The organism is Roseateles hydrophilus (assembly GCF_026712245.1).
GTDB lineage: Bacteria > Pseudomonadota > Gammaproteobacteria > Burkholderiales > Burkholderiaceae_C > Pelomonas > Pelomonas hydrophilus.
The window spans coordinates 59,726-86,621 of sequence record NZ_JAPPUY010000004.1; the positions used below are offsets into that span (position 1 = coordinate 59,726).

Annotated in this window: 26 protein-coding genes; 8 read left to right on the forward strand and 18 right to left on the reverse strand. The window is 66.9% G+C overall.

Going from position 1 to position 26,896, the window contains the following annotated elements; genetic code table 11:
• Nucleotides 1-3: 3 nt before the first annotated feature.
• From phoB to pstS, 6 genes are all read right to left on the reverse strand, one after another.
• Nucleotides 4-705, reverse strand: a complete 702-nt coding sequence (phoB, locus tag NYO99_RS15310; protein ID WP_268168111.1) for a phosphate regulon transcriptional regulator PhoB — start codon at nucleotides 703-705, stop codon at nucleotides 4-6.
• 111 nt (nucleotides 706-816) lie between these two features.
• The gene (gene phoU / locus NYO99_RS15315; protein ID WP_268168112.1) at nucleotides 817-1,524 is read right to left on the reverse strand and encodes a phosphate signaling complex protein PhoU; all 708 of its coding nucleotides are present in this window, start codon (nucleotides 1,522-1,524) and stop codon (nucleotides 817-819) included.
• Nucleotides 1,525-1,538: 14 nt separating this feature from the next.
• Nucleotides 1,539-2,324 carry a phosphate ABC transporter ATP-binding protein PstB gene (gene pstB / locus NYO99_RS15320; RefSeq protein WP_268168113.1) on the reverse strand — a complete coding sequence of 262 codons (786 nt, stop codon included), beginning with the start codon at nucleotides 2,322-2,324 and terminating at the stop codon, nucleotides 1,539-1,541.
• An 11-nt stretch (nucleotides 2,325-2,335) separates the two neighbouring features.
• Complete coding sequence (gene pstA, locus NYO99_RS15325) at nucleotides 2,336-3,199, reverse strand: phosphate ABC transporter permease PstA (protein ID WP_268168114.1); 864 nt, start codon at nucleotides 3,197-3,199, stop codon at nucleotides 2,336-2,338.
• Complete coding sequence (pstC, locus tag NYO99_RS15330) at nucleotides 3,196-4,155, reverse strand: phosphate ABC transporter permease subunit PstC (RefSeq protein ID WP_268168611.1); 960 nt, start codon at nucleotides 4,153-4,155, stop codon at nucleotides 3,196-3,198. The genes pstA and pstC overlap by 4 nt, the downstream gene beginning before the upstream one ends.
• A gap of 149 nt (nucleotides 4,156-4,304) precedes the next feature.
• Nucleotides 4,305-5,345, reverse strand: a complete 1,041-nt coding sequence (gene pstS, locus NYO99_RS15335) for a phosphate ABC transporter substrate-binding protein PstS (protein ID WP_268168613.1) — start codon at nucleotides 5,343-5,345, stop codon at nucleotides 4,305-4,307.
• A gap of 223 nt (nucleotides 5,346-5,568) precedes the next feature.
• Between pstS and NYO99_RS15340 the strand changes: the two genes are divergently transcribed.
• Nucleotides 5,569-6,051: a fasciclin domain-containing protein gene (locus NYO99_RS15340; RefSeq protein WP_268168115.1), complete on the forward strand. Its 483-nt coding sequence runs from the start codon at nucleotides 5,569-5,571 to the stop codon at nucleotides 6,049-6,051.
• Nucleotides 6,052-6,157: 106 nt separating this feature from the next.
• On the opposite strand, the gene NYO99_RS15345 is transcribed toward NYO99_RS15340, so the two are convergent.
• Nucleotides 6,158-6,739, reverse strand: coding sequence for a superoxide dismutase (locus tag NYO99_RS15345; RefSeq protein WP_268168116.1), 582 nt, complete (start codon nucleotides 6,737-6,739; stop codon nucleotides 6,158-6,160).
• 60 nt (nucleotides 6,740-6,799) lie between these two features.
• On the reverse strand, nucleotides 6,800-8,101 hold the full coding sequence (xseA, locus tag NYO99_RS15350) for an exodeoxyribonuclease VII large subunit (RefSeq protein WP_326494838.1): 1,302 nt from the start codon (nucleotides 8,099-8,101) through the stop codon (nucleotides 6,800-6,802).
• A gap of 352 nt (nucleotides 8,102-8,453) precedes the next feature.
• Here xseA and NYO99_RS15355 point away from each other — a divergent pair, with 352 nt between their 5' ends.
• The 7 genes from NYO99_RS15355 to NYO99_RS15385 all read left to right on the forward strand — a co-directional run bounded on the left by NYO99_RS15355 (nucleotide 8,454) and on the right by NYO99_RS15385 (nucleotide 13,087).
• A complete protein-coding gene (locus NYO99_RS15355) occupies nucleotides 8,454-9,071 on the forward strand; it encodes a MotA/TolQ/ExbB proton channel family protein (RefSeq protein ID WP_268168117.1) in 618 nt (205 codons plus the stop codon).
• Between the two features lie 19 nt (nucleotides 9,072-9,090).
• Complete coding sequence (locus tag NYO99_RS15360) at nucleotides 9,091-9,507, forward strand: ExbD/TolR family protein (protein WP_268168118.1); 417 nt, start codon at nucleotides 9,091-9,093, stop codon at nucleotides 9,505-9,507.
• On the forward strand, nucleotides 9,473-10,528 hold the full coding sequence (gene lpxK, locus NYO99_RS15365) for a tetraacyldisaccharide 4'-kinase (RefSeq protein ID WP_268168119.1): 1,056 nt from the start codon (nucleotides 9,473-9,475) through the stop codon (nucleotides 10,526-10,528). Before NYO99_RS15360 ends, lpxK begins: the two co-directional genes overlap by 35 nt.
• The gene (locus tag NYO99_RS15370; protein WP_268168120.1) at nucleotides 10,513-10,725 is read left to right on the forward strand and encodes a Trm112 family protein; all 213 of its coding nucleotides are present in this window, start codon (nucleotides 10,513-10,515) and stop codon (nucleotides 10,723-10,725) included. Before lpxK ends, NYO99_RS15370 begins: the two co-directional genes overlap by 16 nt.
• Nucleotides 10,722-11,459 (forward strand): 3-deoxy-manno-octulosonate cytidylyltransferase, encoded by a 738-nt coding sequence (gene kdsB / locus NYO99_RS15375; protein ID WP_268168121.1) that lies wholly within the window; start codon nucleotides 10,722-10,724, stop codon nucleotides 11,457-11,459. Before NYO99_RS15370 ends, kdsB begins: the two co-directional genes overlap by 4 nt.
• A gap of 98 nt (nucleotides 11,460-11,557) precedes the next feature.
• Entirely contained in the window at nucleotides 11,558-12,211 is a 654-nt protein-coding gene (adk, locus tag NYO99_RS15380) for an adenylate kinase (RefSeq protein WP_268168122.1), read from the forward strand.
• A gap of 117 nt (nucleotides 12,212-12,328) precedes the next feature.
• Nucleotides 12,329-13,087: a 3-hydroxyacyl-CoA dehydrogenase gene (locus tag NYO99_RS15385; protein WP_268168123.1), complete on the forward strand. Its 759-nt coding sequence runs from the start codon at nucleotides 12,329-12,331 to the stop codon at nucleotides 13,085-13,087.
• 67 nt (nucleotides 13,088-13,154) lie between these two features.
• Here the strand turns inward: NYO99_RS15385 and NYO99_RS15390 are convergent, their stop codons facing one another.
• From NYO99_RS15390 to NYO99_RS15435, 10 genes are all read right to left on the reverse strand, one after another.
• Nucleotides 13,155-14,402, reverse strand: a complete 1,248-nt coding sequence (locus NYO99_RS15390; RefSeq protein ID WP_268168124.1) for a hypothetical protein — start codon at nucleotides 14,400-14,402, stop codon at nucleotides 13,155-13,157.
• A gap of 82 nt (nucleotides 14,403-14,484) precedes the next feature.
• A complete protein-coding gene (locus NYO99_RS15395; RefSeq protein ID WP_268168125.1) occupies nucleotides 14,485-14,922 on the reverse strand; it encodes an ExbD/TolR family protein in 438 nt (145 codons plus the stop codon).
• Between the two features lie 15 nt (nucleotides 14,923-14,937).
• Entirely contained in the window at nucleotides 14,938-15,366 is a 429-nt protein-coding gene (locus tag NYO99_RS15400) for an ExbD/TolR family protein (RefSeq protein ID WP_268168126.1), read from the reverse strand.
• A 34-nt stretch (nucleotides 15,367-15,400) separates the two neighbouring features.
• Complete coding sequence (locus NYO99_RS15405) at nucleotides 15,401-16,231, reverse strand: MotA/TolQ/ExbB proton channel family protein (RefSeq protein WP_268168127.1); 831 nt, start codon at nucleotides 16,229-16,231, stop codon at nucleotides 15,401-15,403.
• Nucleotides 16,232-16,308: 77 nt separating this feature from the next.
• Nucleotides 16,309-16,956, reverse strand: a complete 648-nt coding sequence (locus NYO99_RS15410) for an ABC transporter substrate-binding protein (protein ID WP_268168128.1) — start codon at nucleotides 16,954-16,956, stop codon at nucleotides 16,309-16,311.
• Nucleotides 16,957-17,458: 502 nt separating this feature from the next.
• Nucleotides 17,459-20,200 (reverse strand): TonB-dependent receptor plug domain-containing protein, encoded by a 2,742-nt coding sequence (locus NYO99_RS15415; protein ID WP_268168129.1) that lies wholly within the window; start codon nucleotides 20,198-20,200, stop codon nucleotides 17,459-17,461.
• Nucleotides 20,201-20,423: 223 nt separating this feature from the next.
• Nucleotides 20,424-22,274, reverse strand: a complete 1,851-nt coding sequence (locus tag NYO99_RS15420) for an ABC transporter ATP-binding protein (protein WP_268168130.1) — start codon at nucleotides 22,272-22,274, stop codon at nucleotides 20,424-20,426.
• Nucleotides 22,267-23,703, reverse strand: coding sequence for an ABC transporter permease (locus NYO99_RS15425; protein ID WP_268168131.1), 1,437 nt, complete (start codon nucleotides 23,701-23,703; stop codon nucleotides 22,267-22,269). Before NYO99_RS15425 ends, NYO99_RS15420 begins: the two co-directional genes overlap by 8 nt.
• Entirely contained in the window at nucleotides 23,700-24,683 is a 984-nt protein-coding gene (locus NYO99_RS15430; RefSeq protein ID WP_268168132.1) for an ABC transporter permease, read from the reverse strand. The genes NYO99_RS15425 and NYO99_RS15430 overlap by 4 nt, the downstream gene beginning before the upstream one ends.
• A complete protein-coding gene (locus NYO99_RS15435) occupies nucleotides 24,683-26,875 on the reverse strand; it encodes an ABC transporter substrate-binding protein (RefSeq protein WP_268168134.1) in 2,193 nt (730 codons plus the stop codon). The genes NYO99_RS15430 and NYO99_RS15435 overlap by 1 nt, the downstream gene beginning before the upstream one ends.
• Nucleotides 26,876-26,896 lie beyond the last annotated feature (21 nt).

A 26,896-nucleotide genomic window follows, 5' to 3' on the forward strand; every position in this document is an offset into this window, starting at 1 on the left:
CGCTCAAGCCGAGAGCGCGCTGCTCTGCTGGGTGAGCCGGTAGCCGGCGCCACGCACCGTCTCGATCATGCGGGCGCACTGCACGCGCTCCAGCGCCTCGCGCAGCCGCTTGACGTGGACGTCGATGGTGCGCTCCTCGATGAAGACGTGGTCGCCCCACACGCGGTCCAGCAACTGCGAGCGGCTGTGCACGCGCTCGGGGTGCGTCATCAAGAAATGCAGCAGGCGGAACTCGGTGGGGCCGAGCTTGACCTCGACACCCTCGCGGCTGACGCGGCGCGTGCCCGGATCCAGCAGCAGCGGGCCCACCTCGACGGCGCTGTCCAGCGCCTCGGGCGCCTTGCGGCGCAGCACGGCACGGATACGGGCCAGCAGCTCGTTCGTCGAGAACGGCTTGGTGATGTAGTCGTCGGCACCCGCATCCAGGCCGGCAATCTTGTCGCCCTCCTCGGCACGCGCTGTCAGCATGATGACGGGCAGCTCCTTGGTGCGCGCCGCACCGCGCCATTGGCGGGCCAGCGCCACGCCACTCTGTCCGGGCAACATCCAGTCCAGCACGACCAGATCGGGCAGCACGCGGTCCACCTCGTACTGTGCCTGCGTGGCACTGCCGGCGATGGTGACCTCGAAGCCGGCATGGCGCAGGTTGATGGAAATCAGCTCAGCGATCGCCGATTCGTCTTCAACAACCAGGATTCGACTCATACAGACGCTCTCAATAGGTTGTGCTTTGCCCAGCCAGCGCCGTGAACCCGGCACAGCCTGACCCTCAGTGGCGCCCCAAACAGGGCGGGCAAAGCCTGTGGGGATGGGTGATCAGCGCACCATGGTCTCAACGGCTTCAGGCGTGTTGTGACGCACGTCCTGGCCCTTGACGACATAGATGACGACTTCGGCCAGGTTCTTGGCGTGGTCACCCACACGCTCGATGGCCTTGGCGACAAACACCAGGTCGATGGACGACGAGATCGTGCGCGGGTCTTCCATCATGTAGGTGATGAGCTTGCGCAGCAGACCGTCGAACTCCTTGTCGATCTCATCGTCATGCTTGAGCACATCGAGCGCACGCTCCACGTCCAGGCGGGCAAACGCATCCAGCGCCTTGCGCAGCTGGGCAGTGGCCAACTCGGCCTCGTAGGCAAGGTCGGACATGGGCACGCGCAAGCGGCTGGAAACGCCGCTGGAGACCAGGCGCTGCACGGTGCGCGCGATGCGCGCCGCCTCGTCACCGACGCGCTCGAGGTTGGCGATGCTCTTGCTGATGGCGATCAGCAGGCGCAGGTCCCGGGCGGTGGGCTGACGCCGCGCGATGATGGTGGAGAGGTCGCGGTCGATCTCGATTTCCATCGAGTTGACGCGGCCTTCGCGGGCCAGCACTTCGTCGGCCGACTCGGCCGAGAACTCGCTCAGCGCCTGTACGGCCTGGGCCACCTGGGCCTCGACGAGGCCGCCCATCTCGAGCACGCGGGTGGAGATGCCGCTGAGCTCGGCGTCGAATTGGGTGGAGAGATGCTTGTCGACCATTCTTTGCTCCCGTATCAGCCGAAGCGGCCGGTGATGTAGTCCTCGGTGTCCTTGCGCTTGGGCTTCATGAAGAGCTCCGCGGTCGGGCCGAATTCGATGAGGTCGCCGAGGTACATGTAGGCCGTGTAGTCCGAGCAACGCGCGGCCTGCTGCATGTTGTGGGTCACGATGGCCACGGTGTAGTCGCTCTTGAGCTCGTGAATGAGCTCCTCGATCTTGCCGGTGGAGATCGGGTCCAGCGCCGAGCAAGGCTCGTCGAGCAGCAGCACCTCGGGCTTGATGGCGATGCCGCGCGCAATGCACAGACGCTGCTGCTGGCCGCCGGACAGGCCGGCGCCGCTCTGGTTGAGCTTGTCCTTCACCTCGGTCCAGAGGGCTGCCTTCTTCAGCGCCCATTCGACGCGCTCGTCCATCTCCACGCGCGGCAGCGTCTCGAACAGCTTCACGCCGAACGCGATGTTGTCGTAGATGGACATGGGGAAGGGCGTTGGCTTCTGGAAGACCATGCCGACCTTGGCGCGGATCAGCGAGACGTCGTCCTTGCTGGACAGGATGTCCTCGCCGTCCAGCAGGATCTGGCCTTCAGCGCGCTGCTCGGGGTAGAGCTCGAACATGCGGTTCAGCGTGCGCAGCAGCGTGGACTTGCCACAGCCCGACGGGCCGATGAAGGCGGTGACCTTCTTCTCGGGGATGTCGAGGTTGATGTTCTTCAGCGCGTGGAAGCCGCCGTAGTAGAAGTTCAGGTTACGCACCGACAACTTGGCGCGTTCACCCACGGGCGTATCGATCTTGGCGTCCATGGTGGGAGTCCTTAGTGTTTGTTCTTGAAGAGCACGCGGGCCAGGATGTTCAGCAGCAGCACACCCAAGGTGATCAGGAAGACGCCGGCCCAGGCCAGCTTCTGCCAGTTTTCATACGGGCTCATCGCGAACTTGAAGATGGTGACCGGCAGGCTGGCCATCGGCGCACCGAGATCGCTGGTCCAGAACTGGTTGGACAGCGCAGTGAACAGCAGCGGTGCTGTCTCGCCGGACACGCGGGCCAGAGCCAGCAGGATGCCGGTGATGACGCCAGCGCGGGCAGCCTTCAGCGTGATGGACAGGATGACCTTCCACTTGGGCGTGCCCAGCGCGTAGGCCGCCTCGCGCAGCGCGTTGGGCACCAGGCTCAGCATGTTCTCCGTCGTGCGGATGACGACCGGGATGACCAGCAGCGCCAGCGCCAGCGAGCCCGCCATGCCGGAGAAACTCTTCATCTTGGCCACCACCATGGCGTAGACGAACAGGCCCACGACGATGGACGGCGCCGACAACAGGATGTCGTTGATGAAGCGAACCGCCGCGCCCAGCCAGTTCTTCTGGCCATATTCGGCGAGGTAGACGCCGGCCAGGATGCCCACCGGCGTACCCACCAGCGTGGCCAGGCCCACCATCATGAAGCTGCCGAAGATGGCATTGGCCAGGCCGCCGCCTTCGCCCTGCGGAGGCGGCGTCATCTCGGTGAACGTGGCCAGGCTCAGGCCACCGATGCCGAGCACGATGGTCTCGAACAGGATCCAGATCAGCCAGAACACGCCAAACGCCATGGCGCCCAGCGACAGGGTCAGCGCCACCGCGTTGACACGCTTGCGCTTCTTGTGCATCGCCAGGCGGCGAGCGTCGAGTGCGGTGCTCATGAACGCGCTCCTTCGTTCTTCTTCAGACGGATCAGCAGCAGCTTGGAGATGGACAGCACCACGAAGGTGATCAGGAACAGCACCAAGCCGAGGTACATCAGCGAGGCCTGATGCAGGCCCTCGCCAGCTTCGGCGAATTCGTTGGCCAGCGTGGACGTGATGCTGTTGGCGGCCTCAAACACCGACAGCGAATTGAGCTGGCTCATGTTGCCGATAACGAAGGTGACCGCCATCGTTTCACCCAGCGCACGCCCCAAGCCCAGCATGATGCCGCCCACCACACCGGTCTTGGTGTAGGGCAGCACAACGCGGCTGACCACCTCCCAGGTCGTCGCGCCCAGGCCGTAGGCCGATTCCTTCAGCATGGGCGGTGTCACCTCGAACACGTCACGCATCACCGAGGCGATGAACGGAATGATCATGATCGCCAGGATGATGCCGGCCGACAGGATGCCAATGCCCACCGGCGGCCCCGAGAACAGCGCGCCGAGATAGGGCACGCTGCCGAACATCGCCTGCAGCGGTTGCTGCACGAAGGTCGCCAGGATGGGGCCGAACACCAGCAGACCCCACATGCCGTAGACGATGGACGGCACGGCCGCCAGCAACTCGATGGCAATACCCAGCGGCCGCTTGAGCCAGCTGGGCGACAGCTCGGTCAGGAAGATGGCAATGCCAAAGCTGACCGGCACGGCAATGATCAGCGCGATGAACGAGCTGGCCAGCGTGCCGTAGATCATCACCAGGCCGCCGAACTTCTCCTGCACCGGGTCCCATTCCGCGCTGGTCAGGAAGCCCAGCCCAAAAGCCTGCAGAGCCGGCGCGGCGCCAACGATGAGCGAGCCGATGATGCCCACCATCAGGGCCAGCGTCAGCCAGGCAGCACCTTGCGACAGCGCAGCAAACAAGGTGTCGGCCCAGGGGGCGACACGGCGACGTTGGGGTTTGGGGCTCATGGGCGACGTCTGCTGCTCACTGCGGTCGATGCCGGCATCGCCGGCTGGGAGGATGGCTGCCAAGTTGCCTCCTGAGGGTGGGGTCAAAGAATCGCGCTGTGGACATGGCAAAGCCCGGCCGGGGCCGGGCCTTGCTCAGCGCATCGGGATCACTTGAAAGCGACGGGCTTGCCGGCCGCATCCTTGATCTGGTCGGCCCACTGCTTGCGCACCAGTTCCTTCACGCTGGCGGGCAGCGGCACGTAGTCGAGTTCGTCGGCCATCTTGTCGCCGTTGGCGAAGGCCCAGTCGAAGAACTTCAGCGCGGCGGTGGCGTTGGCGGGCTTGTCCTGCGACTTGTACATCAGGATGTAGGTCGGGTTGGTCAGCGGCCACGAAGCCTTGCCCGGCTGGTCGGTCGTGATCTGGTAGAAGGTCTTGTTCCAATCAGCACCGGCGGCGGCGGCCTTGAAGGCGTCGTCGCTAGGATTGACCCACTGGCCTTCCTTGTTCTTCAGCTGAACAAAGGTCATCTTGTTCTGCTTCACATAGGCGTACTCGACGTAGCCGATGGAGTTGGGCAGACGCTGGACGAAGGCGGCGACGCCCTCATTGCCCTTGCCGGCGGTACCGGCCAGCCACTTGACCGTCGTGCCTTCGCCAACCTGGCTCTTCCAGGACTCGCTGACCTTGGACAGGTAGTTCGTGAAGATGAAGGTGGTGCCGGAGCCGTCAGCGCGGGCCACCGGGGCAATGGCGGCATCAGGCAGGGTCACACCAGGGTTCAGCGCGGTGATGGCGGCGTCGTTCCACTTGGCGATCTTGCCCAGGTAGATGTCAGCCAGCACGGGGCCGGTCAGCTTCAGCTGGCCCGGAGCCACGCCCTTGATGTTCACCACCGGCACCACGCCACCGATGACGGTGGGGAACTGCACGAGACCGTCCTTGGCCAGCTCTTCGTCCTTCAGCGGCATGTCGGACGCACCGAAGTCGACCGTCTTGGCCTTGATCTGGCGGATGCCGGCGCCGGAGCCGACGGACTGATAGTTGATCCGCGCGCCGCTGGCCTTGTTGTAGGCATCAGCCCACTTGGCGTAGATGGGCGCCGGGAAGGTCGCGCCGGCGCCGGTGACGTCCTGAGCAAACGCAACTTGAGCGCTGAACAGACCCGCGACGAGCGCGAACGACTTGCTGACCTGGACAAAATTCATCTGGAACACCTTCCACAGGCGGTTGAACGATGCCACGCATCCTAGGCACCAAATGTGACGGTTCAGTGACCGTCTCTTGAGCAATCCGGTCATTGGATCGCTTCTTCCCCCAGATGTGAAGCGACACAAACCGCTTTGTGACAGCGTCATATGGAGTTCATGCGACCGTCATATTCGACTTCTAGAGTGACTTCACCCCGTCACCACCTCTCAGATCGACCCCATGAACCGATTCGCCGCCTGCCTGCTGCTCGCCACCGCTGCCCTGCTGAGCGCCTGCGCGACCACGCCCGCGCCCGCACCGCTGGCCGACACACTGGCCCGCGACCCACAGTTCAGCACCTTCACCCGGCTGGCCGCCCAGGCCGGGCTCGCGGAGGATCTGCGCACTGCCGGACCCATGACTGTCTTCGTGCCCAATGACGAAGCCTTCAAGGCCGTTCCGGCCAAGACCATGGAGGCACTGGCTGCTGACCGCACCCAACTCAAGGCCGTGCTGAGCCACCACATCATCGACGGGCGACTGCTCGCCACCGACGTGAAAGCCGGTGCCACCAAGAGCCGCCAGGGCACCAACCTGGCACTCGCCAAGGCCGGCGACTTCGTCACCGTGGACGAAGCCCTGGTGCTCAAGGCCGACATCCTCGCCACCAACGGCGTGGCTCACGCGGTAGACCGCGTGCTGCTGCCGCCCACCAAGAAGTAAAGCCGCCGCTGGTCAATCGACCAGAATGACAAAGCCGCCTGGCGTCAGATCCAGGCGGCTTTGTTGCGTCCGTCGGCGCTCATCCGGAGCGCCGGTGCCAAGGCTTTCAGGCGAAGTTGGCTTCGGCGAACTGCCAGTTCACCAGGTTGCTCAGGAAGGTCTCGACGAACTTCGGGCGCAGGTTGCGATAGTCGATGTAGTAGGCATGCTCCCACACGTCGACCGTCAGCAGCGCCTTGTCGGCGGTGGTCAGCGGGGTGCCGGCGGCGCCGGTATTGACGATGTCGACCGTGCCGTCGGCCTTCTTCACGAGCCAGGTCCAGCCGGAACCGAAGTTGCCGACTGCGCTCTTCACGAAGGCTTCCTTGAAGGCGGCGTAGCTGCCCCACTTGGCGTTGATGGCGTCGGCCAGCGCGCCGCTCGGCTCACCACCGCCTTGCGGCTTCATGCAGTTCCAGAAAAAGGTGTGGTTCCAGATCTGCGCAGCGTTGTTGTAGATGCCGCCGCTGGAGGTCTTGACGATCTCTTCCAGCGTCTTGCTCTCGAACTCCGTGCCCTTTTGCAGGTTGTTCAGGTTCACCACGTAGGCGTTGTGGTGCTTGCCGTGGTGGAACTCCAGCGTTTCCTTGCTGTAGTGCGGAGCCAGCGAGTCGATGGGGTAAGGCAGCGGGGGCAGCGTGTGTTCCATGGTGTGAACCTCAGAGGGTGTTGGGGAAGGAAATCGCGGCGGATTGTAGGGAGCCGCCAATCACCCTGGAGGCAAAGGCCGTACCTGCAGCACCCGCATGTCGACGCTGCCGTCGGCCAGCACGGCGCGCACGTCGTGGCCGGGCAGCAGCGCATGCGCGGAGGTGATCGCGCCGCCCTGCCCGTCGTCCAGCCAGGCATAGCCGCGGGCCAGCACATGCTGCGGGTCCAGCGCCTGCAGCCGGGCCTGCAGCGCATCCAGCCGTGCGGCCTGACGGCGCAGCGTCTCGGCCAGCGCACGCGCCGGGCGCGGCGCCAGGTGCTCCAGCCGCTGGCGCTGCAGTTCGATCCGACGCCCGGGCGCGGCTGCCGCGCGCTGGGCCAGCAGGTCCAGCAGACGGCGTTGGCGGGCCAGCACCTCGCTCGGGCGGGACAACCGCAGCGCGATCCGGTCCAGCCGCTGTGCGACAGCCTGCAGCCGGTGATCCAGCCGCAGCACCAATGCGCGTTCCAGGCTGGCGAGCTGCTGAAGCAAGCCCTCGCGCGACGGCGCAGCCAGCTCGGCCGCCGCTGTGGGCGTGGGCGCACGCAGGTCGGCGGCGAGGTCACTCAGTGTCACGTCGGTTTCGTGGCCGACACCGCAGACAACGGGCAGGGCCGACATCGCCACCGCCCGCACGACGCGCTCGTCATTGAACGCCCACAGGTCCTCCAGCGAGCCGCCGCCGCGTACCAGCAGCAACAGGTCCACCTCGGCCCGCTCGTTGGCCGTGCGCAGCGCGTTCACCAGCGCCGGCGGCGCCTCGGCGCCCTGCACGGGGCTGGGGTAGACAACCACGGCCACCTGCGGGGCGCGCCGCGCCAGCGCCGTCAGCACATCGTGCAGCGCCGCGCCAGCAGCCGAGGTGATGACCCCGATGCGCTGCGGGTGCGCGGGCAGCGCACGCTTGGCGCCGGCCTCGAACAGACCTTCGGCCGCCAGGCGCGCACGCAGCTTCAGGAACTGCTCGTACAGCGTACCGGCACCGGCCCGGCGCATCGCCTCGACGACGAATTGCAGCTCGCCGCGCGGCTCGTAGACAGCCACCCGGCCGCGCACTTCCACCAGCGCGCCATCGGCCGGCGCGAAGTCCAGCATCGCCGCCGCACGGCGGAACATCGCGCAGCGCAGGCTGGCCGCCAGGCCGTCGGCATCCTTCAGCGTGAAGTAGCAGTGGCCGCTGGCCGCCCTCGTGAAGCCCGAGATCTCCCCGCCCACGACGACAACCGAGAAACGCTCGGACAAGCTCTGGGCGACGGCCTCCACAAGGCCAGCCACCCCCCAGACACGCCGATTTGGCGGGGCTTCGCGCGGCTCGATCACGCGCAAACCCAATGCCGGCGGGGGCCAGGAAGTCCACAGCCGCGCCAACACTGGGCTGCCGGCCGATTTCGGCCTACGACGCCCGTCACTCGGCCGTCATGAGCACATAAGGTCTTGTTTTTCAATTCGAAATCCGCTGCTCAAAATCGAGGCAAGTTGTCCAAGGCCTTGATTTGACGGCCTCTGGCGCGTGCCACCCCGAGGTTGCCCACAAAGTTATCCACAGCGGCGGTGGATTGTTGGCACGCCTGCTTTTGGGGGGCTTGGCATTCACGGAGCAACCCTGGCCTGGGCCCATAATCCCGCGCAATTCCCGGCCGGTCAGCGGCCGCTTTTTCTGACGGGGACGCCCTTGTTTTCGATCATACAAGCCGCCGGTTGGCCGATCTGGCCCTTGCTTCTGTGCTCCGTGGTGGCCCTCGCGCTGATCATTGAACGCATCACCAGCTTGCGCGCCAGCCGCATCCTGCCGCCACGGCTGCTCGAGGACGTGCTGAACGTCAGCACGCAGCAGTTGCCCACGCCGGAGATGGTGGACCGGCTGGCCGAGAACTCGGTGCTGGGCGAGGTGCTGGCTGCCGGCCTGCGTGCCGTCACGGCCGAGCCGCAGATGCCCGAGGGCAAGCTGCGCCAGGTGTTCGAGTTCGCCGGCCGGCGCGCCGTGCACCAGCTCGAGCGCTACATGAACACGCTGGGCACCATCGCCACCGCCGCGCCGCTGCTGGGCCTGATGGGCACGGTGGTGGGCATGATCGAGATCTTCGGCAGCCAGACGCCGGGCGGCAACAACCCGGCGCAGCTGGCGCACGGCATCTCCATCGCGCTCTACAACACGGCCTTCGGCTTGATGATCGCCATCCCGGCGTTGATCGCGCACCGCTACTTCCGCGGCCGCATCGAGGAATACGTGCTGGAGCTCGAAGCCGCCGCCGACCGCCTGCTGGGCCAGCTGCGCCGCTACACGGCCTGACGCGCGGGAGGATCACGCCATGCGCTTCCGCTCACCGCAAAGCGAGCCGCCGGAGATCAACCTGATCCCCTTCATCGACGTGCTGCTGGTGATCCTGATCTTCCTGATGCTGTCGACGACGTACTCGAAGTTCACCGAGCTGCAGATCACGCTGCCGGCGGCCAATGCCGACAAGCTCAAGGACCGGCCGCAGGAGGTCATCGTCGGCATCGCCGCCGATGGCCGCTTCGTCATCAACAAGCAGGCGGTCGAGGGCCGCTCGGTGGACATCCTCGTCAGCGCGCTGCGGCAGGCCTCGGGCGGCAACAGCGAGGCCTCGATCATCATTTCGGCCGATGCCGCCACGCCTCACCAGGCCGTCATCAACGTGATGGACGCCGCCCGGCGCGTGGGCCTGATCCGTGTCACCTTCGCCGCCCAAACCGACGCTCAGTGACCGTCTGCAGCGCGAGTGGCTGACCGGCGGACCGCTGGCGGCCGCGCTGCTGCCGCTGAGCGCGCTCTACCGCACGCTGCTGGCCCTGCGCCGGCTGGCGTACCGCGTCGGGCTAAAGCGGGTCGAGACGCTGCCGGTGCCCGTCATCGTCGTCGGCAACTGGATCGTCGGCGGTGCCGGCAAGACGCCGACCACGCTGGCCCTGTTGTCCCTGCTGCAGGCCCGCGGCCTCAAGGCCGGCGTCATCTCGCGCGGCTACGGGCGCGACGGCGACGACGTGCACCTGCTCAGCCGCGCGTCCACTGCCGCCCAGGCCGGCGACGAGCCGCTGCTCATCCACCTGCGAGCCGGGGTGCCGGTGGCCGTGGGCCGCGACCGCGTGGCTGCGGCCCGCGCACTGCTGGCCGCCGAACCCGGACTGCAGTTGCTCGTCAGCGATGACGGCCTGCAGCACTGGCGGCTGCCCCGCGACCTGAGCCTGCTGGTCTTCGACGAGCGCGGCCTGGGCAACGGCCATGTGCTGCCCGCCGGCCCGCTGCGCCAGCCGCCCACCGTGCCGACGGCCCAGGAGCTGGTGGTGTACACCGCGCCCCGGCCCAGCACGGCGCTGCCGGGCTTCGTCGGCACCCGGCAGCTGGCCGGCGCCGTGCCGCTGGCGGACTGGTGGGCCGGGCGAGCTGCCGACCTGGCGACGCTGCAGGCCTTGCGCGGCCAGCCTGGCCTGGTGGCCGCAGCCGGCATCGCGCAGCCCCAGCGCTTCTTCGACATGCTAGCCGGGCTGGGCATCCAGGCAACGCCGCTGCCGCTGGCCGACCATGCCGACTTCAGCACCCTGCCCTGGCCCGCCGACGCCGCCGGCGTGCTGCTGACCGAGAAGGACGCGGTCAAACTGCCGCCCGATCGCGTCGGCACCATGCCGGTCTGGGTCGTGACGCTAGACTTCGCGCCCGGCGCCGGCTTCGCGGCCGCACTGGATCTCCATCTCCAACGCCTGTTCCCGTCGCTATGGATCAACGACTGATCGAAATGCTGGTCTGCCCGCTGTGCAAGGGGCCACTGACGCTGCTGCGCGGCGCCGAGGCCGACCTGCCCGCGCTGGCCTGCCGCGCCGACCGCCTGGCCTTCCCCATCCGCGACGGCATCCCGCTGATGCTGGAAAACGAAGCCCGCCCCTGGGACCCCGAGGCGGTCTCGGCACCACTGCCGCTCGCACCGTGAGCTTCACCGTCGTCATCCCGGCGCGGCTGGCCTCGACACGCCTGCCCAACAAGCCGCTGGCCGACATCGGCGGCCTGCCCATGATCGTGCGCGTCGCGCAGCGCGCGGCGCTCTCCGGCGCGGAGCGCGTCGTCGTCGCCACGGATGCGCCCGAGGTGGCCACCGCCTGCGCTGCGCACGGCGTACAGGCGCTCATGACGCGCGCAGATCACCCGTCCGGCAGTGACCGGCTTGCCGAGGCCGTCGAGCAACTCGGGCTGGCCGACGACGCCGCCGTCGTCAACGTGCAAGGCGACGAGCCGCTGATCGCGCCCGCGATGATCGATGCCTGCGCTGCCACGCTGGCCGCACAGCCCGACTGCGTGATGGCCACCGTGGCCCACGCGCTGCAGGATCCTGCGGAGTTCGCAAACCCCAACGTCGTCAAGCTGGTCACCGACAAGGCTGGCCGGGCGCTGTATTTCTCGCGTGCCCCCATCGCCTGGTGGCGCGACGGCGCAGGCCAACCCAACCAGGCGCTGCGCCACGTGGGCCTGTACGCCTATCGCGCAGGCTTTCTACGCCGCTTCCCGACGCTGGCAGTGAGCCCGCTGGAGCAGATCGAATCGCTGGAGCAGCTGCGCGTGCTCTGGCACGGTGAACGCATCGCCGTGCACATCAGCCCCGAGCAGCCCGGGCCAGGCGTGGACACCCCCGAAGACCTGGCGCGCGTGCGCCTGCTGATCAAGGGTTGACAGCCTCAAGCACGTCAGGCCCCAGCAAGGCCGCGTGCGATACTCCCTCGCTGAGTTGAGGCGGGACTGCTTCACAGCCCCGACACAAGAGGAGACCCATGCGACTGATCCTTCTGGGCGCACCCGGCGCCGGCAAAGGCACCCAAGCTGCCTTCATCTGCAAGCAATTCGGCATTCCGCAGATCTCGACTGGCGACATGCTGAGGGCTGCCGTCAAGGCCGGCACGCCGCTGGGCCAGCAAGCCGAGTCCGTGATGAAGGCGGGCGGCCTGGTCAGCGACGACCTGATCATCGCGCTGGTCAAGGAGCGCATCGCGCAAGCCGATTGCGCCGCAGGCTTCCTGTTCGACGGCTTCCCCCGCACGATCCCGCAAGCGGACGCAATGAAGGCCGCTGGCGTCAAGCTGGACTTTGTGCTGGAGATTGACGTGCCCTTCGACGCCATCATCGAACGCATGAGCGGCCGCCGCTCGCACCCGGCCTCGGGCCGCACCTACCACGTCAAGTTCAACCCGCCCAAGGTGGAAGGCAAGGACGACGAGACCGGCGAGGACCTCGTGCAGCGCCCGGACGACGAAGAGGGCACCGTCAAGAAGCGCCTGGACGTTTACTCCGCACAGACGCGCCCGCTGGTCGACTATTACTCGCAGTGGGCCGCCACGGGCGACGCCGATGCGCCCAAGTACCGCCGCATCGAAGGCCTCGGCTCGGTGGACGACATCACCAAGCGCGCACTCGCCGCGCTGAGCTGAGCCGGCACAGGGCTTCAACGCCCGGCTCGCCCCAACAAGCCGCAGCGCTCTGGCCCTGCGGCTTTTTTGTCGCCGACAATTGACGTTCACGTCAATCAAACCCAGGAGATCCTCATCATGGAAATCGCAGGCAAGGTGTTCATCGTCACCGGCGGCGCCTCGGGCCTCGGCGAAGGCACGGCTCGCATGCTGACCGCACACGGCGCCAAGGTCGTCATCGCGGACCTGCAGGTCGAGCGCGGCGAGCAACTCGCCGCCGAGCTCGGCGGGCGCTTCGTCAGGTGCGACGTCAGCCAGGAGGCCGACGGCCAGGCCGCCGTTGCGGCCGCAGTCTCGATGGGCAAGCTGATGGGGCTGGTCAATTGCGCCGGCATCGCCTCGGCGGCGAAGACCGTCGGCAAGGACGGCGCCCACCCGCTGGCCAACTTCACGAAAACCATCAACGTCAACTTGATCGGCACCTTCAACATGATCCGCCTGGCCGCGGATGCGATGGCCAAGAACGAGCCCGAAGCCACCGGCGAGCGCGGCGTGCTGATCTCCACCGCCTCGGTGGCCGCCTACGACGGGCAGATCGGTCAGGCGGCCTATGCCGCGTCCAAGGGCGGTGTGGTGGCCATGACGCTGCCCATCGCCCGCGACCTCGCGCGCAGCGGCATCCGCAACATGACGATTGCACCGGGCATCTTCGGCACACCCATGCTGTTCGGCATGCCGCAGGAGGTGCAGGATGCGCTGGCCGCCAGCGTGCCCTTCCCCAGCCGCCTGGGCCGCCCGGACGACTATGCCAAGCTGGTGCACCAGATCATCACCAACGACATGCTCAACGGCGAGGTCATCCGTCTGGACGGCGCCATCCGCATGGCGCCGAAGTGATCCACGCTGCTGCGCGCCCATGAAAAAAGGCCCCGAGGGGCCTTTTGTTCTGTACGCGCAGCAAGGATTACTTCTTGGCGCTGCGCGCGTGCACGCCCCACAGGCGCGCGAGTTCGCCGGAGCCGTCGGTGCCCTTGACGCCACGCCAGATGGACTGCGCCTTGCTGGCTTCGCCGGCATTGAAGTACGCCAGGCCCTGGTAGAACTTGACGTCGTCGGCGCGCGTGAAGTTGCCCTTGGCCCCCCCAGCGTCCACCAGCTTCAGGCCGCCGGCCTTGTCGCCCGCAAACACGCGCGACAGGCCCAGCTTGACCAGTTCGTCACCCGTCCTGGCATCGCTCGCCACCTTCTCGGCGTTGGCGGCATCAGCCTTGGCCTCGTTGGACTTCTTGACCATCAGGTCCAGCAGGCGCTTGTGGCGCGCACCTTCGGCGCCCTGGCCGAGGACGTTGGCGGCCAGGCCCTGTTCGACGACTTTCTTGCCTTCGTCCGGATAGCCGGCCTGGGCGGCGAGTTGGGCCATCTCCATGTAGTCGTCGGCCGTCTTCAGGTTGCCCGTGGCCAGCTGCAGACGATAGACGTCCAGCGAGAAGCGGGCCGCGAAGCCCTTCTTGCCCTGCAAGCCGCCCAGCACCTGGGCCCACAGCTCCTTGCGCGGGTAGTAGTTCAGCAGACGCTCGACAGCGTACGACTCCGTCGCAAGGTCGCCCTTCTTCTGTGCTGCGAACAGCAGGATGTTGAGCTTGTCCTGGGTCGGCGCACGGCCGGCCTTCTCTTCCGACTGGATTTCAGCCAGCGTGTCCTTGAGCACAGCGGTCATGTCGCCAGACTTGAACTGCGCCTGCTGCTGCACCTGCTTGACCGTGGGACTGTTGCCACCGGCCGCGAAGTACTTGTTGGCCCATTCCAAGGCCTTGGGGGCGTTGTTGGCGCGCAGGTAGGTACCGGCAATGGCTTCCATGTACTGCAGCTGCTGCGGGCCGCCCAGCTTGGCCTTGAGCACGTCGAACGAGCGCGTCATGGTGTCGGCATCGCCGGCGCCCATCGCGGCCGAGAAACGCAGGCCTTCAATGGCGAAGTTCTCACCCGGCGTGCGGTTGGCCACGGCGTCGGCATCGCGCAGCTTGGCCAGCGCCTCCTTGTGCTTGCCGGCCTTGTACAGCTTGCTCGCCTCACCCAGCGGGGCGCCAACTTCCTTGCGCACCGTTTCCTGAGCGCTTGCTTGGCTGATGCCGAACTCGGCACCGGGCGCACCGTTCAAAGTCAGGGCCAGGGCGCCAACGGCGACGGCCACCACGGTTTTCAAAGTCTTCAATTTGCTCTCCTGCAAAGCAAAAACGCGCCGCCCTTCCGGGCAGCGCGCTCAAAGTTTCGGCGTCAGCTGGCCCGAGCCCACGTCACTTGACGTATTGCTCGTTACCCACCATGCCCATCTTCTTGACGTTGTTGCGCTGGGCCGAAGCCATCACCGCAGCCACCACGCCATAGTCGACGAGCTTGTTCGGCTTGATGTGAACCTCTGGCTGCTCGCTGAGGTTCTTCGCACCGATCTCCTGCATCTTGGCGTTGACCGCGTCGATGTTGGGCAGCGCATCCGCATCCCAGTAGACCGTGCCGTCAAAGTCGATCATGACGGTGTGCACCACCGGGTCCTGCTGCGGCGGCTGATTGCTCGGCGGCGGCATGTCCAGATTGATCGTGTGCAGCTGGATGGGGATGGTGATGATCAGCATCACCAGCAGCACCAGCATCACGTCGATCAGCGGCGTCGTATTGACGTCCATCAGGACTTCAGGCTCGCTGCTCCCCGACGAACTTCCAACATTCATTCCCATGCTTGACTCCCGGGATCAACCACCGCGCGACGGCGGCTCGGTCACGAAGTTGACCTTCATGATGCCGGCGCGTTGCGCGGCGTAGATCACGCGACCAACCGACTCGTAACGCGACTTGTCGTCGCCGCGGACGTGCACCTCGGGCTGCGGATTCTTCACCGATTCCTTACCAAGGCGCTGCACCAGCTCCTCCATGTCAGGAATCAGCTTGGTGTTCCAGTAGACGTCGCCGTCCTTGCTGACCGAGATTTCAATGTTCTCCGGCTTGGTGACACGGATGATGTTGGTCTCCTTGGGAAGGTTGACCGCCACCGTCTGCGTCACCACCGGCACGGTGATGAGGAAGATGATCAGCATCACCAACATCACGTCCACGAGGGGCGTGGTGTTGATGGTTGCATTGACTTCGTCCTCGCCGGAAGAGGATCCGACGTTCATGCCCATGGCATTGGCTCCTGTACGAGCTTCAGCTCAGGGATTAGCGCTTGGCGACAGCGCGGTTGCCCATCAGCACGCCATGCAGGTCGCCGGCGAACGAGCGGACCTGAGCCATGACAGCCTTGTTGCGGTTGACCAGCCAGTTGTAGCCCAGCACGGCCGGCACAGCGACGACCAGACCGATGGCGGTCATGATCAGCGCGGCGCCCACGGGGCCAGCCACCTTGTCGATGGAAGCCTGGCCGGCAACACCGATGGCGGTCAGCGCGTTCAGAATGCCCCACACGGTACCGAACAGGCCGATGAAGGGCGAGGTCGAACCGACGGTAGCCAGGAAGCCCAGGCCCGACGAGATCTTGGTGTTGACGTCGGCGACGGCGCGGTCGACGTTCATCGTCACCCAGCTGCTGTGGTCGATGTTCTCGGTCAGGGCGCCTTCGTGGTGCTCCGAGGCCTCGATGGCGGTGGTGGCGATGTAGCGGAAGGCGCTTTCTTCCTTCAGGCCCTTGACGCCGTCAGCCAGGCTGGCCTTCTTGAAGAAAGTGGCGCGGACTTCCTTGGCTTCCGACGACAGCTTGCTGGTGTCCCACAGACGGACCACCAGGATGTACCACGAGCCCATGGACATGATGGCCAGGATGGCCAGCACGACCTGGTCGACCACGTTGCCGTGGGCAATGATGTTGCCCAGGCTGTACGGATTCTCGGCAGCGGCCGAAGCGGCAGCGGCAGGAGCGGCGACGGGCGCTGCGTCAACGGCGGCTGCCGAAGCGGCGCCGGCCGGCTGCTGGTCTTGCGCATGGGCGGGCGAAACAGCCAGGGTCGCGACCATGGCGATGGTGGCCAGGAAGCCGGTGATACGAGAAATCATGGAGTCAACTCCTAGGGAAAAATTCTGGTTTGGTAGGTTCTGGAAGCGCCTGACTGGCGCGTAGTTCATGCCGACGGTCAGTCGATCTTGAACTGGAACTCCTGCTCGAACACGTGGTCGCCCGGGCATTCGTAAGTTTCTTGCAGCGTGCGGGTGATCTCCTGGACCAGCGCGCGCTGCGCCTTGCGATCGACGCCGCCACGCAGCGGGGTGATCTCCACGGACGTCACACGACCGGCCTTCACGGTTGCAACCGCCTTGTACAGCGCTTCACCGCTCCAGTTGACCGACGGCGCCTCCGGGCGGCCCATCTTGGTACACACCATGCCGGCCGTGATCTTGCCGGTGGGCTTGGGTGCTGCCGGCGGTGCAGCCGGAGCCGGCGGCGGGGCCGGGCGCACTTCCTGCGCAGCAGGCGGCGCAACCTGCGTCGACTGGATGGCGGGCGCCGGCGGCGCGGGTGCCGTGACCTGGAACTCAGGCGGGGGCACGAACGGCGGCGGGGGCGCCTTCATGTCCGGCGGAGGCGGCACGACCTTCTCGGGCGGCGGCGGCGGCTTGACCGGCTCCTCGATGACCTTGGTCTCGATGGGGCCGGTGACCTTCTTCACGATGTCCTTGGCCAGGCCGCTGGCCAGCGCGTAGATGGCCACGACGTGGATCAGGATCACGATGCCGAAGCCCGTGAACCGGGACGCGCCCTGCTTCTCCTGCGCAAAATTCATGCGCGCTCCTTCTTGCAACTACAAATCACAGTCGATGACTTCTTTCAGGAATGCGGCCACTGCTGAACGGGGGAAGTTGCGTCCCGCCCGCCTGCGTGCTCCCGAAGGTCGTGCATTCTAGATGCCGTGGAGCGCGCTCCCGCATCGTCGAAAACACGCAGTCTGTCCTGACGGCAAGCTTGCTATGCACCCGTACTGACAAAAAAAACGCCCGGTGGCCTGAGCCGTCGGGCATGTGTTTCTTCGCCACGAACAGGGAACAGCAACGCTGCACCGCACGGCCAAACTTGGCCTGGGCGGCATCTTAGCCCTGGGGATCAGCCCTTCGCCTGGGGCTAACCCGGACAAGTAAAACAGGCTGATTACATGGGCAGGCTGCGCGGGAACCATGTGCCGCGGCACACGCACGCCAGCCGCATGCCGACGCGGCACGAAAAAAAAGGGCGTGCCTGGCACGCCCTTTCCTGAGACCACCGAGCCTGGGCCCGGCGGGTCAACGGCTTCACTTGAACTGGTAGGTCACCGAGCCGTAGATGAAGCGGCCGCGCGGGTCGGCGAACGAGCCGGCGAAGCCAGCGGCGTGCGAGCCGTAGCTGGACGACGCGACGAACGGCGGATCCTGGTCGAAGGCATTGCGGGCACCGACCGTCAGGCGCAGGTCCTTGAAGCCGCGATAGCTGACGGCCAGGTTCCAGCGGCTGGTGTCCTTGACTTGGTAGGGCGCGTCCACGCCGAGGTTGGTGTTGACCACCGCGGCCGACTCTTCCCAGCCCTTGGTGAACACGTTCTCCAGCGCGACGTTCCAGGAACCCATCGTCCAGTCGAACGACAGCGTGTGCTGCCATTCCGGCACCGGCGGGTTGCCGCCCAGGGACTTGCCGACGTAGTCGGTGAACGGCAGACCCTTGCCGTTCTGCAGTTCGTACTTCAGCGTGTAGGTGGACGCAAAGCCGATACCCAAGCGGCCAAGGCTGCCCAGACGCACGGCCGACTTGATGTCGATGTCGAGGCCCGAGGTGCGCAGCTCGCCCAGATTCTCAACAGGCGTCTCGATGTACGAGATGAAGCCCGCCGACGTGCGCTTCACGCGGTTCTTGTACTGCGCATACAGGCCGGGCTCAGCCATCAGCGTGTCACCGGAGATGACGCCGATCTGATCCTTCTTCAGGATGGCCCAGTAGTCGACCGCGATACTCAGATCACGCACCGGCTCGAACACCGCACCAAACGCGAACTGACGGCTCTTCTCGGGCTTCAGGGCCTTGGAGCTGGACAGCTGCACGTTGAACTGCGTGTTGCACAGCGGGCTGTCCGACTTGCCAGCCGGGCAATCCGGGTCCACCTGCGGGTCGGCCGTGTTGGTGTTGGACACGGGGCTGTTGACGTCCCACAGCGTCGGTGCACGGAAGCCCGTGCCGGTGCTTGTGCGGAACAGCAGCTCCTTCGTCGGCTGGTAACGCAGCGCAACGCGCGGGTTGAAGCTGCCACCGAAGTCGCTGTACTTGTCATAGCGCGCGGCGACAGCGACTTCGAAGCCCTTCAAGACGGGCATCGACAGTTCGCTGTAGATCGCCGAGATGCTGCGGCTGGCCGACGTGGCGGGCACGGAGCCCTCACCACCGATATGCGAGCCCTTCGAGTACTCGATGTTGGTCGGCTTGTCGTCAGCCTTCTCGCGGCGCAGGTCGATGCCCATGGCGATGGCCGCCATGCCGCCGTCCATCTTCATCAGCTCGCGGCTGACCTTGGCGTCCAGCACCATGGTGGTGCCCTTCGACTGGCGAACCTTGCCTTCCAGCGCGGCACCGTCCAGCAGCGCGACGCCTGCGGCGTCGTTCGGGCCGAAGGGGTTGACGTTGCCGGTCTTCATGGCGGCCAGGAACGGCTCCTGCAGCAAGTAGCCGCTGTAATTCAGCGTACCGCGGGCTTGGGCGACGTTCAGGCCGATGTCGTAATCCCAGCCCGAGAACAGGCCCGTGGCGCCAACGACGACGCGGTACTGCTCGTTGGTGTTGTCGCTGACACGGTTGCCGCGGTCCAGCGAGCGGTAAGCGATCTCGGTGTAACCGACGCCATTGATGGTGGCCGACACATAGTCGGCCGGCGTGTAACCCAGACGGGTCAGCAGCGCCGTCGGAAAGTACTTGCTGGTGACGGGCATCAGCACGTTCGGGTAGTTGCCGTCGGCACCCACCTTCATCGCGGAACCGTCGATCGGCGTCGGGGCTGCGCGACCGGTCGTGTGATTGCGCGCAGCCGAGGCCTCAACGAACCACTGGTTGTCCGCATCGATGCGGAAGGTGCCGCGGGCGAACAGGTCGGTCTTGGTGCTGTCAGGCAGGTTGTCCAGCATGGCAGCGTAAACGGCGCGGCAACGCAGCACGGGATCGCCGCTCGGCGTCTTGCCCGCCGCGGTCTGCACAACCGTGTTGGCAGGGTCGCAAGCCGCCATGTTGGCGCCCGGGTTTGTGTAAGCACCGGGGCTGATGCCCAGATCCATCAGGCGACCGGGGTAGGCACGGAACGAGGTCGGGGGGATGGAGCCCGGCACTTCGGTGGCATGGCGCCAGTACCAGCCCTGCTTGGCCGCTTCCAGGCGGGTCTGTTCCTTGATGTTGGCGGTGACCAGGAAGTTGTAGCCGTCCTTGTCCAGATTGCCGGTACCGAAGGCGACCGAGCCGCCATGCTCCTTGCCGCCGACGTTCTTCTCGGGGGCGCCGTAGCGGACGGTCAGCTCACCCTTGTCGTAGTCCTTGCGGGTGATGAAGTTGATGACGCCAGCAACGGCGTCCGTGCCGTAGATGGCGGAAGCACCGTCACGCAGCACTTCGATGCGCTCGATGGCGGCGAAGGGGATGCTGTTCAGGTCCACCGCGACCGAGCCGCCGATGGAGCCGAAGGGGTGACCGGCCAGGCGGCGGCCGTTCAGCAGCACCAGCGTGGAGTTGGCGCCCAGGCCGCGCAGGTTGGCGTTGCTGGTGGCATAGCCGGCGCCCTGTGTGGAGTCGGACAGCTGCGCGGAATTCACCGACAGGCGACGCAGGATGTCTTCAACGTTGACGGCGCCGGACTTCTCGATGGCGTCACGCGAGATGACCGTCACGGGCAGCGCCGTTTCGGACTCGACACGCTTGATGCTGGAACCGGTGACCTGGATGCGCTCAAGCTTCTGGGATTCCTGCGCGACGGCGGCGCCGGCTGTCAGGGCCAGGATGGCGCTGCTGATGAGGGTGACTTTGAACATGGACTCTCCTGAAGAGACAACGGGCCCGCCCGATAACGTGGCGGCACTGACCCGGGGTGCGGGTCGCTCCTTGGCCTGAGCGGTGGGCTCAGATTGGGGTGCCGCAGTTTGTGCGGGTGCAACATGCGACCCGCCCCGTGAATGCACCTAGCACCGCAGAATGTCGCCGCAACCCATTGATTCAATTGGGTTTCCAGACGTTACATCCCCTAGAGTAAATTCCCTAGCCGTTGCCTTTTTGCGACGCAACCAGACCGCCCAACCGAGGCACGGCGGCCAGCAGATCACGGGTGTAGGCCTGGGTCGGCTGCTCCAGCACGGCGGCGCAGTCGCCCTGCTCCACGATGCGGCCGCGCTGCATGACGGCGATGTCGTCGGCGATGTATTCGACGACGCCGATGTTGTGCGTGATGAACAGGTAGGCCAGCCCCTGCTCGCGCTGCAAGTCGCGCAGCAAATTCAGAATTTGCGCCTGCACCGACACGTCCAGCGCGGACGTCGGCTCGTCGCAAACGATGAGGCGAGGCTCCACGGCCAGCGCACGGGCGATGGCGATACGCTGGCGCTGGCCGCCGGAGAACTCGTGCGGCCAGCGCTGCAGCGCGTCGCGGCGCAGGCCGACCTGATCGACCAACCTGTGCAGGCGCTCACGGCGGGCCGTGGCGTCCAGCTCGGGCCGCAGCGCGATGAGGCCTTCCTCCAGCACATCGGCCACACGCATGCGCGGGTTCAGCGACGCGAACGGATCCTGGAAGATGATCTGAACGCTGCGGCGCGCCTGCACCAGCGCGGGGCCCGACAGCTGGAACAGGTCCTGCCCGTCAAACAGCGCCTGGCCGCTGATCTGCGCCTGGCGGCGCAGCAGTTGCACGATGGCCTTGCCGGACGTCGTCTTGCCGCAGCCGGACTCGCCCACCAGCGCCAGCGTGCGGCCGGCATGCAGCTGGTAGCTGACGCCATCGACCGCATCGAAATGGCGCGGGCCGCGGTGGAACAGCGGCGCTTTCAGCGGGAAGCGCACGCGCAGGTCGCGCACATCCAGCAGCGGCGCGGCCTGCTGGGGCGGCTGCGGCGGCGTGACACGCGGCTGCACCGGCGGGCGCGGCAGCGCGTCGCCGGGCTGGCTGTAGAGCAGGCAGCGCACCTGGTGCTGCGGCCCCCCCTCGGTCAGCACGGGCAGCGTGCCGGCGCAGTGCGCCATGGCCTTGTCGCAGCGCGGCGCGAAGCGGCAGCCGGCAAAGTCCAGCCACAGCGGCGGCACGGTGCCGGCAATGGCGGCCAGCGGCTCGCCGCGGCGCGCGGCATCGGGCAGCGCCTGCAGCAGCAGCCGAGCGTAGGGGTGTTTCGGGCTTGCGAAGAACTCGGCCGCCGGGGCCACCTCGATGATTTGACCGGCATACATCAGCGCGACGCGATGGGCCATGCCGCTGACGACGGCCAGGTCGTGCGTGATCAGCAGCACGCCCAGCTGGCGCTCGCGCTGCAGGTCGCGGATGAGGTCCAGGATCTGCGCCTGGATGGTGACGTCCAGCGCCGTCGTCGGCTCGTCGGCGATGAGGAAGTCGGGCTCGGCAGCCAGCGCGATGGCGATCATCACGCGCTGCTTCTGGCCGCCGGACAGCCGGAACGGGTAGTCGTCCACCCGGCGCTCGGGCTCGGGAATGCCCACGCGCTTCAGCCAGTCGATGGCCTTGGCGCGCGCCGCGGCGCCGCGCAGCTCGGTGTGGGCCTCGATGGCCTCGACGATCTGGTCGCCCACGCGCATCACCGGGTTCAGGCTGGTCGCAGGCTCCTGGAAGATCATGGACACACGGCCGCCGCGCACGTCGCGCATGTGGCGCTCGGGCAGCGCCAGCAGGTTCTGGCCGTCCAGCATCACCGCGCCGCCGGCCACGCGGCCGTTCTCGGGCAGCAGTCGCATCAGCGCCAACGCCGTCATGCTCTTGCCGCAGCCGCTCTCACCGACCAGCGCAAAGGTCTCGCCGCGCGCCAGCGTCAGCCGCATGCCGTCGATGGCGCGCACCAGGCCCGCTTCGGCATCGAGCTGCACGCGCAGGTCGGCAATCTCAAGCATGGTCCGCCCCTCGCCTGCGGAAGACGCGCGGCCGGGCCGAGCGAGCCTTGGGGTCGAACGCATCGCGCACGCCGTCGGCAAACAGGTTGGCGGCCAGCACCAGGCTCACCATGAAGCCAAAGGCCGCGGCGAAGCTCCACCAGACGACCGGGTCGCGCGACATCTCGTTGCGGGCCAGATTGATCATGCTGCCGAAGCTGCTGGTCGTCGGGTCCACGCCCACGCCCACGTAGGTCAGCACGGCTTCGTACAGGATCAGTTCAGAGAAGCTCAGCACGACGGTGATGAGCACCAGGTGCATCACGTTGGGCAGGATGTGGCGCGCCATGATGGCCGCGTCGCCCACGCCGAAGGCCGTGGCGGCCTGCACGTAGTCCAACTCGCGCAGCTTCAAGGTCTCGGCGCGTACCAGGCGGCACAGGCCCGCCCAGCCGGTCAGACCCAGGATGACGCACAGCATCAGCATCTTCAGGTCGGCCCGCTCCAGCGCCGTCTCGAACACGTCGGGGTTCTTGTCGAAGTACACCTGCACCATCAGCACGCAGGCGGCGATGAGCAGCACGTTGGGCACGGAGCTCAGCGTCGTGTAGACGTACTGGATGGCTTCATCGACCCAGCCCTTGTAGTAGCCAGCCAGCACACCCAACAGCAGTGCCAACGGCAGCGTGGCCAGCGTGGACAGCGCGCCGATGACGAAGGCCGTGCGCACGCTCTTCAGCGCCTGCACCAGCACGTCGTTGCCGGTGCGGTCGGTGCCGAGCACGTGGTAGTGCGGCATCAGCGCGAGGGCCGAGCCGGCCAGCAGCAGCACGACGGTCAGCGTGATGAGCACGGCGCGCAGCGGGTAGAAGGTGCGGTCCGCGGCCAGGTCGGCCAGCGCGTGGCGCCAGCCGTGGTGCTGGCGGGCCAGCGCGGCGGCCGTCAGCCCGACGAGCAGCGCGGCGACGGCCAGGCCGCCGGCCAGCCCCAGCGCGGCGCGGCGGACCACGTCGCCCGCCCATTGCGTGGCCGGGTCGGCCAGATGCGCGCCGCCGAACTTCAGGCGCGGATAGTCACGGCCGGCCTGCCCTTGCGCGTCGACGATGCTTTCCTTGTTGAACCCATGCGTGCCCAGCGGCACCGAGTAGCTGACCTCGCGCATCTCGAGTTGCCGCGCCAGCAGCAGGTCCAGCGCAGACAGCGTGCGCGTGTCGTAGACGGTGGCCCCGTCACCCGTCTCCAGCGCGCGGCGGATGTGGATGCTGTCGATCAGCGTGAGCAACAGGAACAGCGCCATGATGACGCCGGCACTCGCCGCGACCGGGTCGCGCAGCACGCGTTGCCAGGTGGCGCGCAGGTGGGCCTGGCCGCGCACGCGCACCGCGTAGGCGACGCCCGCAGCCACCATCAGCCACAGCGCGAGGTCGGTCCAGAGCAGCACGAACTTCATTGCAACCTCACCCGCGGGTCCACCCACGTGTAGGCCACGTCGATCAGCGCATTGCTCGCGATGTAGAGCAGCGCACCGAGGAAGACCATGGTGCGCACGATGGCGAAGTCCTGCCCCGTGATGGCCTCGATGACGAAGGCGCCCAGGCCCGGGATGCCGAAAAAGCTCTCGAACACCAAGCTGCCGAGGAAGACGTACGGCAGGTAGCTGCCGGCGCTGGTGATGATGGGGATGAGCGCGTTGCGCAGCACATGGCGGCCCAGCACGCGGCCTTCGGACAGGCCCTTGGCGCGCGCGGTGCGCACATAGTCCTTGCCCATCTCCTCCAGGAACATCGCGCGGTACAGCCGCGCCTCGCCGCCCAGCCGGCTCAGCAGCGACAGCAGGATAGGCAGCGCCAGGAAGCGCACCGCATCCAGCCCGCCCGCGAAGCCGTTCATGGGCACCAGCTTCAGCACGCGGGCGAACAGGAACTGGCCGACGATGATGTAGAACAGGCTGCTGATGGACAGCATCAGCACGCACAGCACGACGCCCCAGAAGTCGATGCGCGTGTGCCGGAAGAACACCAGCAGCAGCGAGAACGCCACGCTGACGATGACCTGCAGGATGAACAGCGGCAGCGCCAGCTGCAGGCTCACGCCCATGCGCACCTTCACCTCGTGGCCGATGTTGATGGCCTGCCGCGCGTCGCTTTTGCCGAAGTCCAGCGCGAACAGGCTCACCGAGCGCTCCCACAGGATGGTGTGCGTGAACCGTTCGACGCCGGTCTTCGCGGCGTCGAAGTACAGCGGCTTGTCGTAGCCGCGCTCCTGCTTCCAAGTGTCGATCTGCGCCTGTGTGACGCGCTTGCCGCCGATGTTCAGCCGCGCCATGTCATCCGGCGTGTTGACCGAGAAGAACAGGAAGAAGGTGAACAGGTTGACGCCAACCAGAATGGCCAGGCCATAGCCCAGGCGGCGCAGCAGGAAGCCCAGCATCAGGCGGCCTCCCCCGTCGCCACAGCCGTGGCCGTCTCGCGGCGGGCCCACGCGCGGCGCGTCGCCACGGCGATCGCCAGGCCCCCCGCCGCCAGCACCAGCAGCGGCCACCAGACCGGCCGGTTCCACGCGGCGATGCTGCTGGCGCGCTCCTGCACATCCACGCGCAAGTAGCGGGCGCGGTCACGCACGACGACGCCCGGCTTGCCGTTGTGCAGCCAGCGCTGGAAGGCCAGGCCCGAGTAGCTCCAGTAGCCCCAGGCCCACGGCGCGTCCTGGCGGGCGATGTCGTTCATCGTCGCCATCACGGCGGCCTTCGCGGGGCCGTCTTCCAGCGACTGCAGCTTGCGGTAGAGCCGGTCGAACTCGGGGTTGGCGTAGTTCGCGGTGTTCTCGCCCTCGTGCAGGCTCTTGGCGTTGGGGCCGTAGAGCAGGAACAGGAAGTTCTCGGCGTCCGGGTAGTCCGCGAACCAGCCCCACCAGAAGATCTGGTGCTTGCCCTTCAGGATCTTTTCCTGAAACTGGTTGAAGTCGGTCGCGCGGATGTCCAGCTGGATGCCCAGCTTGGCGAACTGGCGGATCAGCCAGTCGTTCTCAGCCTTCAGCTCGGGCGTGACGACGCGCTGGAAGTCGTAGTTCAGCACCAGCGGCTTGCCCGTCTTCGCGTCGCGGCCGCCAGGGTAGCCGGCCTCGTTCATCAGCTGGAGAGCGTCTTCGATGGGGCGGCGCTGCACCTTGCCGTTCACCAGCCGGTGCGTCACCGGGTTGAACTCGCCCGGCGCGCCCTCCCTGGACCCGAACACGCCCGGCGGGATGGGGCCGTGTGCGGCATCGCCGCCCTTGTCGCGGAAGATGCGGCCGTAGCCCTCCTCCCAGTCGATGGCGATGGAGATGGCCTGGCGCAGCGCGCGGTTGCGGCGCTGCTGCTCGGGCGTGTCACCGCGGCCCACCACCGGGTCCAGCCAGTTGAAGCCCAGGTACCAGTTCGTGATGTCCACGTTCATGGGCAGCTGGAAGCCGCGCTCCTGGAAGAACCGCTTCACCTCGTCGGAGTCATCGCGGTCCACGGCCAGGTTCACGCCCCAGTCCGAGCGGTCCATCTCGGGCAGGTCCAGGTAGCCCTGCTTGAACAACTCCTTGCGCGGCACCGCCTCCTTCACATTGATCGCGACGACCTTGTCGACGAAGGGCAAGGGCTTGCCGCAGTCGGCCAGCAGGCCGGCCTCGGCGTCGCCGGGGCTGCCGTCGCAAGGGTAGGTTTCGTGCCGGTAGTGGGGGTTGCGGCTCATCACGTGCCGGCGGTCCTGCACGTACTCGGTCATCATGAAGGCGCCCGTGCCCACCGGCCACTGGTTCCAGCTCATGGAGTTGGTCGCCATGCCGGGCTGGGCGTAGAAGGCATCCACCTCCCACGGGATGGCCGCGGTGAACGTGGTGGCCAGCCAGTACTGCCACTGCGGGTAGCGGCCTTTCAGGCGGATACGCAGCAGGTGGTCGTTGACGGCCTCGGCGCCGGCCAGCGGCCAGCGGCGCAGGTCCAGGAAGGGCTTGTCGGCCAGGTTCTCGGGCAGGCCGGCCAGCTGCTTCTCGCTCTCGCGCTTGAGCGTGGCGATGTAGTCCTTGAGCCCGATGATGTGCTCCGAGAACACCGCCGCCACCGGCGCCTCCAGCCGCGGGCTGGCGTGGCGCTTGAGCGCGTAGACGAAGTCGGCCGCCACCACTTCGCGCGTGCCCAGGTGCTCGAACGCGAACGGGCTGCGCTTGTCACCCAGCTCGCCGGGCTTCAGCTGGTGATAGCGGTAGTCACCCCGCGCGTCCTTCGCGAACGCGGGGTGCGGCGACCACTTCAGGCCCGGCTTGATGGCGATGTCGTAGACCGCCTCGGCGATCTGCTCGTCGGGCGCGTCGTCGGGCAGGCGCTTGCCTTGGGCGTCCAGGTAGTAGGGCTTGGCCAGCGCCTCGGCCGTGCGCGGGATCAGCGTGTAGGGCCGCTTGAGCGGGTGGTAGCCGTAGGGCGGCTCGCTGATCTCGTAGACATAGGTGCTCTCGGGCGCGGCGTAGGAGGACGTCGGGTCCAGGTAGCGCGGCGAGCGCTCGGCGAAGGCCATGTAGAGCGTGTTCTCGCGCTCGGCGCCGTGCGGATGCGGGCTGTTGTTGCAGCCGGCCAGCAGCACGACCGCGACTGCGCCCACGCACGCCTTCACCCAACCGCT

Excerpts from the sequence above, each read along its gene's own strand:
- pstA (WP_268168114.1), bottom strand. The coding sequence starts at position 3,199 with ATGAGCACCGCACTCGACGCTCGCCGCCTGGCGATGCACAAGAAGCGC.
- NYO99_RS15410 (WP_268168128.1), bottom strand. The coding sequence starts at position 16,956 with ATGAATTTTGCGCAGGAGAAGCAGGGCGCGTCCCGGTTCACGGGCTTC.
- NYO99_RS15400 (WP_268168126.1), bottom strand. The coding sequence starts at position 15,366 with ATGGGCATGAACGTCGGATCCTCTTCCGGCGAGGACGAAGTCAATGCA.
- phoU (WP_268168112.1), bottom strand. The coding sequence starts at position 1,524 with ATGGTCGACAAGCATCTCTCCACCCAATTCGACGCCGAGCTCAGCGGC.
- phoB (WP_268168111.1), bottom strand. The coding sequence starts at position 705 with ATGAGTCGAATCCTGGTTGTTGAAGACGAATCGGCGATCGCTGAGCTG.
- NYO99_RS15340 (WP_268168115.1), top strand. The coding sequence starts at position 5,569 with ATGAACCGATTCGCCGCCTGCCTGCTGCTCGCCACCGCTGCCCTGCTG.
- NYO99_RS15385 (WP_268168123.1), top strand. The coding sequence starts at position 12,329 with ATGGAAATCGCAGGCAAGGTGTTCATCGTCACCGGCGGCGCCTCGGGC.
- pstC (WP_268168611.1), bottom strand. The coding sequence starts at position 4,155 with ATGAGCCCCAAACCCCAACGTCGCCGTGTCGCCCCCTGGGCCGACACC.
- NYO99_RS15405 (WP_268168127.1), bottom strand. The coding sequence starts at position 16,231 with ATGATTTCTCGTATCACCGGCTTCCTGGCCACCATCGCCATGGTCGCG.
- NYO99_RS15370 (WP_268168120.1), top strand. The coding sequence starts at position 10,513 with ATGGATCAACGACTGATCGAAATGCTGGTCTGCCCGCTGTGCAAGGGG.
- adk (WP_268168122.1), top strand. The coding sequence starts at position 11,558 with ATGCGACTGATCCTTCTGGGCGCACCCGGCGCCGGCAAAGGCACCCAA.
- NYO99_RS15345 (WP_268168116.1), bottom strand. The coding sequence starts at position 6,739 with ATGGAACACACGCTGCCCCCGCTGCCTTACCCCATCGACTCGCTGGCT.
- pstB (WP_268168113.1), bottom strand. The coding sequence starts at position 2,324 with ATGGACGCCAAGATCGATACGCCCGTGGGTGAACGCGCCAAGTTGTCG.
- NYO99_RS15425 (WP_268168131.1), bottom strand. The coding sequence starts at position 23,703 with ATGAAGTTCGTGCTGCTCTGGACCGACCTCGCGCTGTGGCTGATGGTG.
- NYO99_RS15420 (WP_268168130.1), bottom strand. The coding sequence starts at position 22,274 with ATGCTTGAGATTGCCGACCTGCGCGTGCAGCTCGATGCCGAAGCGGGC.
- NYO99_RS15430 (WP_268168132.1), bottom strand. The coding sequence starts at position 24,683 with ATGCTGGGCTTCCTGCTGCGCCGCCTGGGCTATGGCCTGGCCATTCTG.
- NYO99_RS15360 (WP_268168118.1), top strand. The coding sequence starts at position 9,091 with ATGCGCTTCCGCTCACCGCAAAGCGAGCCGCCGGAGATCAACCTGATC.
- NYO99_RS15415 (WP_268168129.1), bottom strand. The coding sequence starts at position 20,200 with ATGTTCAAAGTCACCCTCATCAGCAGCGCCATCCTGGCCCTGACAGCC.
- pstS (WP_268168613.1), bottom strand. The coding sequence starts at position 5,345 with ATGAATTTTGTCCAGGTCAGCAAGTCGTTCGCGCTCGTCGCGGGTCTG.
- NYO99_RS15395 (WP_268168125.1), bottom strand. The coding sequence starts at position 14,922 with ATGGGAATGAATGTTGGAAGTTCGTCGGGGAGCAGCGAGCCTGAAGTC.